The sequence below is a fragment of the Streptomyces ossamyceticus genome, from assembly GCF_001418475.1.
In the GTDB taxonomy this organism is placed as follows: domain Bacteria; phylum Actinomycetota; class Actinomycetes; order Streptomycetales; family Streptomycetaceae; genus Streptomyces; species Streptomyces ossamyceticus.
Genome location: NZ_LIQX01000649.1, coordinates 1 through 7,417, shown reverse-complemented (window position 1 = coordinate 7,417; position 7,417 = coordinate 1). Strand labels below are relative to the sequence as shown.

Annotated in this window: 5 protein-coding genes and 1 pseudogene; 2 read left to right on the top strand and 4 right to left on the bottom strand. The window is 66.5% G+C overall.

Annotated elements, in window-relative coordinates:
• On the top strand, positions 1 to 2,320 hold a 2,320-nt coding region (locus AOK15_RS35755), incomplete at its 5' end, for a tetratricopeptide repeat protein (protein WP_107099589.1).
• 357 nt (positions 2,321 to 2,677) lie between these two features.
• Here the strand turns inward: AOK15_RS35755 and AOK15_RS44515 are convergent.
• Complete coding sequence (locus AOK15_RS44515) at positions 2,678 to 2,872, bottom strand: hypothetical protein (RefSeq protein ID WP_055522571.1); 195 nt, start codon at positions 2,870 to 2,872, stop codon at positions 2,678 to 2,680.
• Positions 2,873 to 3,324: 452 nt separating this feature from the next.
• On the opposite strand from AOK15_RS44515, the gene AOK15_RS43095 reads away from it, so the two are divergent.
• On the top strand, positions 3,325 to 4,596 hold the full coding sequence (locus tag AOK15_RS43095; protein WP_079058897.1) for a GTPase family protein: 1,272 nt from the start codon (positions 3,325 to 3,327) through the stop codon (positions 4,594 to 4,596).
• A 128-nt stretch (positions 4,597 to 4,724) separates the two neighbouring features.
• On the opposite strand, the gene AOK15_RS47865 is transcribed toward AOK15_RS43095, so the two are convergent.
• The 3 genes and pseudogenes from AOK15_RS47865 to AOK15_RS47855 all read right to left on the bottom strand — a co-directional run.
• Positions 4,725 to 4,994, bottom strand: coding sequence for a helix-turn-helix domain-containing protein (locus AOK15_RS47865; protein WP_079058896.1), 270 nt, complete (start codon positions 4,992 to 4,994; stop codon positions 4,725 to 4,727).
• Between the two features lie 83 nt (positions 4,995 to 5,077).
• On the bottom strand, positions 5,078 to 5,794 hold the full coding sequence (locus tag AOK15_RS47860) for a hypothetical protein (RefSeq protein WP_055522567.1): 717 nt from the start codon (positions 5,792 to 5,794) through the stop codon (positions 5,078 to 5,080).
• Positions 5,795 to 7,134: 1,340 nt separating this feature from the next.
• Positions 7,135 to 7,417: pseudogene (locus tag AOK15_RS47855) on the bottom strand (hypothetical protein); the annotation flags it as partial.

Below are 7,417 nucleotides of genomic sequence, written 5' to 3'. Positions count from 1 at the left end.
CTCCGGCAGTGCACCGGAGGCCGGCACGGCCGCCGGGCGTGTGCCCGTGGCGCGGGAGTGGGTGCCCACCGCCGCGGTTACTGCCTCGCTGCGGCCGCCGGTGCCCTCAGCGCCCGTGCGAGGCCGGGACAATGAGCTGGCTGTATTGGAGCATCTGCGGCGTGACGGGGGAATGGCGGTGGTGTGCGGGGTTGGGGGGCTGGGCAAGACCACCCTTGCCGCTCATGCAGCCCACCGCGCGCTGCAAGCAGGCATTCGCGTGTTTTGGGTTCGCTGGCAGGACGATCCCAGTCGCCTGGCCGAGGACCTGACGCGTATCGCGCAGGCCCTTGGTCTTGCGGAAGAACTGCTTGAGCAGGCGCGGCGGGGCCAGGCGGTGCTGGTCGACATGGTGTGGGAGCAACTGTCGGCGGTATCGGGGTGGGTGGTTGTCGTGGACAACGTCGACACCCCCACACGGGTCGGGCCGGGCCGGGAACCGGTGGCCGCCTACCGGGGATGGCTGCGTCCCGACGGGGCCGGACTTTTGATTGTCACCAGCCGCGACTCTGCGGTCACCACCTGGGGCCAGCGGGCACGGATGGTGCACCTGGAGCCGTTGGCGCAGGGGCCTGCGGCGGCTGTTCTGTGCGATGCGGCACCGTCGGCGGGCAGCGAAGCGGACGCCCAGGTGCTGGCGGTCCGGCTGGGGGGTCTGCCGTTGGCGCTGGAGGCCGCGGGACGCTTCTTGGCCACCGCGACAAGCCGCTACCGCAGCTTTGCCACCTACCAGGAGGCGCTGGATCGCGAGTTCGGAGAGTTGTTGGGCGCGGCGCATCCGCTGGCCGCCGCCGATCCGGATATCGCCCGCACTGTTGTGCGCAACACCTGGGACTTGTCCCTCGAGCAGCTCCACCGAGACGGCTACATCCTGGCCCGGCCCCTGCTGCACTTGCTGGCCCTGCTGGAAGCTGCGCCCATCCCCCGCTCCCTGATCACGCCCGACCTCCTGATTGACGCTGTCGGCCAGAATGTCACAGCCACCGGCCTGGATGCTGCGCTGGCCGGACTTCACCAGTACGGGCTCTTGGGAACTCCTCGGACCGCGTCAGACGCATCAGCCGGTGACGGTGCCGCGGACAACGTTGGCCAGGTGATCCTGCATCCGCTGGTCCGCGAGGTCATGTCCATCAGCCTGATCGGCGACCCTGCCTCCTGGCACATTGCCCTCGATGCCCACCTCACCCAAGCCGTTCAGGACACCGCCAGCGCCGGACGCGCCGGCTGGTCCACCGCCCGCCTCCTTACACCCCATCTCCCCCCGCTCCTCAGCCGGGCCGCCGACCACACGTTCACCGCCAGCGTCGACACGCTCAACATCCTCGCGGACACGCTGCGCGAGGCAGGCGCTTCGGCCGAAGAACACCTGCTACGCCAGCATGTCCTGGACGCCGAAACGAGTCACTTAGGCCCCGACCATCCCGGTACCCTCACCAGCCGAAACAACCTCGCCCTCGTCTTGCGCCACCTCGGTCGCCATCAGGAGGCCGCTGACCTACACCGCCAAACCCTCGCCGACCGCGAACGCACCCTCGGCCCCTACCACCCCCACACTCTCAATAGCCGAAACAACCTCGCCATCACCTTGACCGACCTCGATCGCCATCAGGAAGCCGCTGGCCTACACCGCCGAACTCTCACCCACTACGAAAACGTCCTCGGTCCTGAGCACCCCGACACCCTTACCAGCCGCAACAACCTCGCTCTTGCGCTGGACCGCTTGGGCCAATACCAGGAAGCCGCTGACCTACATCGTCGGACACTCACCGACTCCTCATGCACCCTGGGCCCCCATCACCCCGACACCCTTACCAGCCGGAACAACCTCGCCCTCGTCTTGCGCCACCTCGGTCGCCATCAGGAGGCCGCTGACCTACACCGCCAAACCCTCGCCGACCGCGAACGCACCCTCGGCCCCGAGCACCCCGCCGCCCTCAACAGTCGCAATAATCTCGCCCGTGCTTTGGACTCCCTGGGCCAGCATCAGGAAGCCGTTGACCTGCACCGCCACAACCTCGCCGACTGCGAACGTGTCTTCGGTCCCGACCACCCCCACACCCTTGGCAGCCGCCACAACCTCGCCACCGCCCTGAGCCACCTAGGCCAGCACCAGCAAGCCGCCGACTTGCACCGCCGTAACCTCACCGACCGCGAACGCACTCTGGGCCCAAATCACCCCGATACCCTCACCAGCCGTAACCACCTCACTCAAGCGGTGGCAGCCGCCGAACAGACCGGACACAGCCGATGGTGGAGGCCACGCCGACACGGCCAGCCATAGGTACCGCATACACCGTGCCCCGGCCCGACGTGCTTCCCTGTCAAGTCTGAGCGTGTTGCGGTGCCGCTCCCCCTGCTCTCATCGACATCCCCGACACCAGAGACCACACTCACGAACAGTAGCCGTCGCCCCCTCGGTCGCCCCTTCAACCGGCGGCTCCTGGAACAGGCCGACGGCTACTCCCAAGCGACCGAACCGTGAGGTCGGTGTGCCGGTGGGTGAGCACGTGCCTCTTGACGTCGGCCTCGGCGGCGAGTGAGACGACGGTCAAAGCCCCGTCCGACCTGAGCGGGGTGCCGACCAACAGCCGATCGATGGCCGCACGGATGCTCTTGCGTTCGGCGGTGCGATCCTCACTCACTCGTCGTCCTCATCCTCAAGGGTGATGCGCGTGGCCCGGTGCTGGGCGGCAAGTTTCTCCAGGTGTTCGGCCTTGGACCGGAGCCGCTCGGCCATCGGCTCGGGAACCAACAGGGACAGGGCCTGCATCCGCAGGTTTTCGGCGACGGCCAGCATCTGGTCCGCATGGTGGTCGGTACGGGCGATGTTCACACAGGCGCTGCGGCAACGGTCCAGACTGGGAGCCTCGCCAGCGCCGCCGCAGGAGGGGTGGCACAGGGGCTTCTGCCGGTCGTAGTTGCACTCCCCCGGGTCGATCCGTAAGGCCGCCTCACGGTCGCCGAGATCGGCCCACCTCCGAAGGACAGGATGGTCACTGGCTGTCACCGGTGGCCGGAGCCAGTTGTCCCTGAGGGTGGAATGAGCTCTCCGAGCAGTCATGTTGAGATTTGCGTAATCTCGACTTAGTCAGATTGAACGTGGTCAACGACTGAGCAAATCATCACTCAATTTGTTGCATCCGCGGGCACAGTGCACGGCTAGACAGAAGCACCGGTGACAGCCGCCGTGACGACCGATAATCTTCGTGTTATCCGATCCACGGTTCTCTCCTTGGGGAAACCAGGAATCGCCGCAGGCATCACATCTCTCAAGCCCACCACGAAATGTCACTCTATCTGGAGGCGCGACAGTTGACTGGCGATGATCGAGACGGTTCGAGCGAAGACCTGAACCGGACACTGAACCTGCTGCTGGATGCGTTGGACGTGCTGCCCGATAAGGTGCGCCGTAAGGCGCAGGCTGAAATTCAGCTGCTGCTGAGCATGCTTCAGGAGCGGCGAAGCCCTAGGTTGATGCTTTACGGTCGACGCGGAGCAGGGAAATCTGCTCTGACTAACGCGCTTTTCGGGTCACCTGTACGCAAGATCGGGCCGGTGCGCACGACCACGGGAACGGCTCAATGGGAGATCTGCACCATCGGTGGGCGCGAGGTTCAGATCCTGGATACCCGAGGAGTGCAGGAAAGCTCAGCCCCCGAAGAGGACGACCCCGCAGAATCAGCAGAAGAATCCCTGCTCACCGCTGTCGGGGAAGCATGCCCGGATGTCATCGCCTTTCTTGTGAAGGCGACGGACGTAGATACGGCGATAGCCGAGGATCTGGCCATCCTCGAACGAGTTCACCGGGAAACTGCACGCATCCACGAGACAGACATAAAGATCATTCCGATCCTCACCCAGTGTGACTGGCTTCATCCGAGCGACATCCGTTTCCCACCGCACGATGAAGATGACGAGGAGAAGCAACGGAACGTCAACGAGGCAGCGTCGGTCCTTCTGGAGCATCTCGACCGCAATGCATACCTGTCCCAGCATGTCGCCTGTGACGTGGTGCCGACATCAGCGCTTCTCTTCTTCGATAGTCAGGGAAGGATCAACAAGAGAAGGGACTATCGATGGAACATCGATCTTCTGGCCATCAAGATACAAGAAGTACTGCCTGACAATGCCCAGATCGAATTCGCACGCCTGGCGCAGTTTCGCAAGGTACAGAAAAGGCTGGCAAAAAGGATAGTTACGGCCACCTCCGTCATCTGTGGGGCCGTGGGGGCTACTCCTATACCGGTAGCCGATATGCCGGTACTCACGGGCATCCAGGCAACCATGATCATCATGATTGCATACATTTCCGGAAGCGAGGTATCCGTAGCTGCCTCAAAAGAACTACTCGTCGGCCTCGGAGGGAACATCGGCGCCGGATTCGCTCTGCGTGAAATCGCCCGAGGGATCCTGAAAGTCATCCCGGTGGCGGGGAATGCGGCATCCGGTGCGGTAGCGGTAGCCGGCACTAAGGCGCTTGGTGAGGCAGCTATCTTCTACTTCATCGACAAGAAGTCGCTGGATGACGTACGGCGGAATTTCAGGTTCGGTCAATGAGCGTTCTCAGCGTAGGCGCTCAAGGGCGAGGGTGGCGGCGGAGATTGACGACAGGCGGTTGAAACTGCAATGAGCCCGGCGGAAGATCCACCAGGACTTCAGTTGCGGATGATCGGAGTTGGGTGCGGCTACTGACGCTGAGGGGTGCGTCGACGCGTTGGTGGCAGGCCTTCGCACGCGCGGGTGGGGCCGGCCAAGAGGTCAAGTACGTCAATGGCGTAGTGGGCTGCCACTCGGTCGCAGTCGTCCAAGGGCCATGCCGCAGTGCCGGCTTGGCGGCGGCTGACTTGTGCCTGGCTGACTCCCAGCGCCGCAGCGAGATCGGCCTGTGTCTCCCCCGTCAACTGCATGAGGGCAGCGACTGCGGCCCTCACGCGTTCCCCCGACGACAGCACCATGGTGTTCAACTTACCGCTGTCCGTCGCGGGTACGTCTGTCCGAGGGGGTGCCAGGGGGTTGTGGGTGTGCCGGGTCGGGTCCGTCAGCGCGGGCGCCAGGTGCGGACTTCGAGGTGGAGGATGTGGGCGTCCGGGTGGATGCGGCCGGTTTCCACCAGCCATTGGTGGACGGCTGCGGTGACGTCGCCGCTGGCGGCGTTGACGCGGCGGGCGAAGTCGGTGGCGTCGAAGCCTCCGGTCTGGGAGGAGCCGTAGGAGCGTTCTTCGGTGTGGTCGGCGCGCTGGATGACGTCGCGGCGGATGCCGGGTGAGTCGGTGCGGCTGCCGGAGGGGTGCAGGTAGGCGGTCTTGGCCAGGCGGACCGTGAAGGCCAGGCGCAGGCCGCGGCGGGCGGCTTCGGCGATCAGGGGGCGCAGGCGGGCGGAGCCAGAAACGATGGCCTGGGCTCCGACGCGGCCGGTGCCGGAGCCGGTGGGGGTGATGAGGACGGCTTTGCCGCGCACCCGGGCACGGGTACCGGAGGCGGTGGTGCGCCGCTGGGTGTGGCGGGCGGCGATGGCGGCGAGTTCGGGCAGGTCGGTGATGCCGCCGGTCTCGATGGCGGTGAGGGCTGCGCGGAGGGCAGTGGTAAAGGCTGCGCCTTTGTTCTTGGTGTAGAACTGCGAGACCAGGGAGGGGTCGCGGTCGATGATGCGTGCGATGTCGCGTTTGGTGTAGCCGGCTTGCTGGAGTCGGTCGGCGAGTCGGGCGGCTTCGTTGAGCGTGGGCCGGGGGGCTGGTTGACGGCGTCGGGGTGGCATCAGGTGTTGTCCGGTGGGGTGGTGAGGGCTTGGCGGCCGGTGTCGCGCAGGGCGAGGAGTTCTTCTTCGCTGGTGGGGGCGTCGACGGGTCCGGTGAGGTGGCCTTTGAGGAGGTAGTCGCCGGGGTGGTGGTGGTAGGGCCAGTTCTGGGGCTGGGTGAGGTAGAGGGCATCGGTGCGGAAGGCGACCACGGTGCCGGGGGCGGTGTGCAGGGCTCCGGCGTGGGTGTTGTCGGCGCGGTGGTATTGGGTGAGCAGGGCGGCGCGTGCGGCGGACCAGATAGCGGCGGCCCATTCGGGGTGGGCGTTGGGGTCGCGGGCGAAGCCGGTGGGCCTCTGCCAGGTGATCACTTCGTCGTCGAAGCCGATGATCTCGGCGTCTGGGGGTACGTCGCGTTCCATGCTGCGGGGGGTGGTGCCGGTGACCATGCGGGGGCGCTGGGCGAAGGAGCCGATGCCGTAGAGCAGGATGGAGCGCACCGCGCGGGAGGCGAGGTGAGCGGCCCGGGCCTGCTGGGCGTCGCCTTGGAAGTGGGCCTGGGCGGAGAGGTTGGTCCAGGTCTCCTTGAGCTTCTTGGACCATTCGTCGAGCGGTTTGCCCGCCTCCCACAGGATGCCGTCGAGGATTTCGACCTTCCATGGCTGGATGGGATTGGTCAGGGCGGTGTGGACTTCGGGTCCGCCGGCCCAGGTGGTGAAGGTGGTGCCGGGCGCAGCCGGGTAGTGCCAGGCGCGCTCGCCGGGGGCGGGGGCGGGCAGTAGGCCGACGTGGTTCCAGCCGTCGGGGACGGTGACGCGGATGTGCCAGTGGCCGCAGCCGTAGAGGGCGTCGTGCTGTTCTTTGGCCGACCAGGAGGCGAACGTTTTGCCAGTGACGCGGCGGGGGGCTCCGACCGGGGATTTCCAGGTGTGTTTGGCGTAGGCGAAGGTGCGATCGTATTCGATCAGCGCGGGCAGTTGCTCGGGGATGCGTGGGGGGGTGAGGAGTTCGTTCCGGCCCTGTCCTGCGGTGGCGTGCAGCAGGCCGCGCAGTTCCTCGGACAGGACGGGGAAGCCGTCGGCGTGTTTGCCCCGGCGGGGGATGGTGCGGGTCCACAGGTCCCGGCCGGTCTGGGAGGGCGAGCCGAGGATGACGGCGTCGCTGAAGTGGCGGCGCAGTTCTTCCCACAACAGACGGAATGCGTCGCGGACGATGCCGGGGTGGTCGTTTTGGTCGAGGTCGAACCACTCCCCCACGCTTCGGATTTCGACGTGGTGGTCACCGCTGGTGCGCTGGTAGCGGGCGACGGGGTTGCGGGCGTGGACGAAGTGTCCGGCCATTCGGTCACGGCCGCGGCCGNNCAGCCGGGCGTGGGCGCGTTCAGCCAGGCGGCGACAGCGTCCCGGAGGTAGGGGTAGCGGTCGGCGTCGCGGTGCCAGGGTGCCCCGGCGGTGATGTAGATGCGCTGGATGGTGTCGGGGACGGCGTGGAAGACGGCGGTCAGGATGGCTGCGGCCGATCGGTCGCCCAGGTCGAGGCGGACTGTGTGGTCGCGGTGGACGAGGGTGCCGGTGGTGGCGTCCAGGAAGACGGTGGGGTGGGGCTGTTGGGTGAAGTTGGGGTGCTGGGAGGCCAGGCCGGGGG